This window comes from Kineococcus vitellinus (assembly GCF_009906315.1).
Lineage (GTDB): Bacteria > Actinomycetota > Actinomycetes > Actinomycetales > Kineococcaceae > Kineococcus > Kineococcus vitellinus.
The window spans coordinates 1-2,198 of sequence record NZ_JAAALL010000466.1; the positions used below are offsets into that span (position 1 = coordinate 1).

The window sequence follows — 2,198 nt, forward strand, 5'->3', positions numbered from 1 at the left end:
GTCCGGTGCCCGGCGCGCCGCCGGGCACCGGACCCCCGACGCGTCGCGCTGCAGCAGCGGCTGCGCCAGCAGACCCGCCGCGCGCTCATCGGCGACGGCCCCGCCGTCGGCGTCGACATCGGCGGCACGAAGGTCGCCGCGGGCGTCGTGGACGGTGACGGGCGCGTCGTCGCGCAGCTGCGCCGCGACACGCCGACCACGAGCCCGCAGGCCGTCGAGGACACCATCGCCGAGGTGGTCGAGGAGCTGGCCGCGCAGCACGACATCGTCTCCGTCGGCATCGGCGCCGCCGGCTTCGTCGACGCCGAGCGCTCCACCGTCCTCTTCGCCCCGCACCTGGCCTGGCGGCACGAACCGCTGCGCGAGGCCGTCGAGCGGCGGGTGCGGGCCCGCCTGGGCCGGCGCGTGGGCCGGCGCACGATCGTGGAGAACGACGCCAACGCCGCCGCGTGGGCGGAGTACCGCTTCGGCGCCGGGCGGGGGGAGTCCCGCCTGGTGTGCGTGACCATGGGCACCGGCATCGGCGGCGGCATCGTCACCCAAGGCCGCGTGGTGCGCGGGCGCTTCGGCATCGCGGGGGAGTTCGGCCACATGGTCGTCGTCCCGGGCGGCCACCGCTGCGAGTGCGGCAACCGCGGCTGCTGGGAGCAGTACGCCTCCGGCAACGCCCTCGTGCGCGAGGCCCGCGAGCTGGCCCGCTCGAGGTCGCCCGTCGCGCACGCGCTGCTGGAGCTCGCCGGTGGCGACCCGGAGGCCATCACCGGCCCGCTGGTCACGCAGGCCGCCCGCACGGGCGACCCGGCGGCCATCGAGCTGTTCGAGGACGTCGGCCGCTGGCTGGGCATCGGCGTGGCCAACCTCGCCGCGGCGCTGGACCCCGGCACCGTCGTCATCGGCGGCGGGGTCTCCGACGCCGACGAGCTGCTGCTCGGCCCCTGCCGGGACGCCTACCGGCGCACCCTGACCGGGCGCGGCTTCCGGCCGGAGCTGGCGATCGTGCGGGCCACGCTGGGGCCGGCGGCCGGGCTCGTCGGCGCCGCCGACCTCTCCCGCGGCTGGGGCTGATGGCGGCGGCCGGGCGGGCGGGCGCGGCCCGCCCGGCGACCCGGTTGCGGGTGGCGAGCGCCAACGTCCGCGAGCTGCTGGACGACGCGCACGCGCTGCGGGCGCTGCTGCGCGAGGCCGCCGCCGACGTGGTGTGCCTGCAGGAGGTGCCCACCCACCCGCTGGCCGTGCACCGGCTGGGGGACCTCGCGAGCGGGGTGGGCCTGTGGGTGAGCGCCGCCGGCGCGGCGGGCGCCGGCACCGCCGTGCTGACCGCCGCCCGGGTCGACGTGCGCGCCGCGGGGGTGCGCGCGCTGCCCGTCCCGCGCTGGCGCGCCCGGCGGCCGGTGCGCCAGCGCGGGACGGCCGAGGCGGTGGTGCGCGTCCCGCTGGGCGAGGGCTGGTCCACCCACGTGCTGGTGCGCAGCGTGCACCTGGGCCTGGACGCCGCCGAGCGCCTGGACCACGTGGGGCGGCTGCTGCCCGGCGCCCCCGTGCCCGGGCCGTGCGCCCCGTGGTCCGGTGCGCCGCTGGTGGTGGCCGGCGACCTCAACGAGGGCCCGGACGGCGCGGCCCGGCAGCGGCTGGCGACCGTGCTCGCCGACGCGGCGGAGGCGGTGGGCGCCGCCTTCCCCACCTACCCGGCGGCCGCGCCGCGGCGGCGGCTGGACGCCGTCCTCGTCGACCGGCGCCTCAGCGTGAGCGCCGTCGGCACGCCCCGGCACCCGGGGGCCGCCGCGGCCAGCGACCACCTGCTCGTCGTCGCCGACCTGCTCGTGCCGGCCGTCGCGGCGCCGGCCGTCGTGGAGCCCGTGGGCCCCGGCGCCGGCTGAGGGGCTGACCTCAGACGACGGCCCCGTCGTCGTCACCGTCGTGCGAGCTCGGCAGCCGCACCACGAGGGTGGCGAAGCCGGCGACGAACACGCCCGCCGTGGCGGCCGTCAGCAGCTGCGGCACGTCGTCCCAGGCGAGCGCGACGACCAGCAGGAAGATCGGGGCCCCGACGACGGCGATCCACGCCGCCCAGCCCAGCAGGTCGCGCGGCAGCGGCTTGGGCTCCTCGGGCACGAAGCCCTCGTCCTCGGTCAGGCCGGCCAGCTCGGCCGGTTCCTGCTCGCGCCGGCGCGCCGGCGCCGCGCGAGGACGTGCCCGCC

The 2,198-nt window shown here is 79.7% G+C and carries 2 protein-coding genes and 1 pseudogene; 2 read left to right on the top strand and 1 reads right to left on the bottom strand.

Translation table 11 applies throughout. The annotated features are described in order from the left end of the window. A partial coding sequence (locus GTQ99_RS22480) for an ROK family glucokinase (protein ID WP_338075199.1) occupies nucleotides 1-1,065 on the top strand: 1,065 nt, incomplete at its 5' end. Beyond that, complete coding sequence (locus GTQ99_RS22485; RefSeq protein ID WP_166617899.1) at nucleotides 1,065-1,877, top strand: endonuclease/exonuclease/phosphatase family protein; 813 nt, start codon at nucleotides 1,065-1,067, stop codon at nucleotides 1,875-1,877. The genes GTQ99_RS22480 and GTQ99_RS22485, both read left to right, overlap by 1 nt. 10 nt (nucleotides 1,878-1,887) lie before the next feature. Here GTQ99_RS22485 and GTQ99_RS22490 read toward each other — a convergent pair. Next, a pseudogene (locus GTQ99_RS22490) lies at nucleotides 1,888-2,198 on the bottom strand (hypothetical protein); the annotation flags it as partial.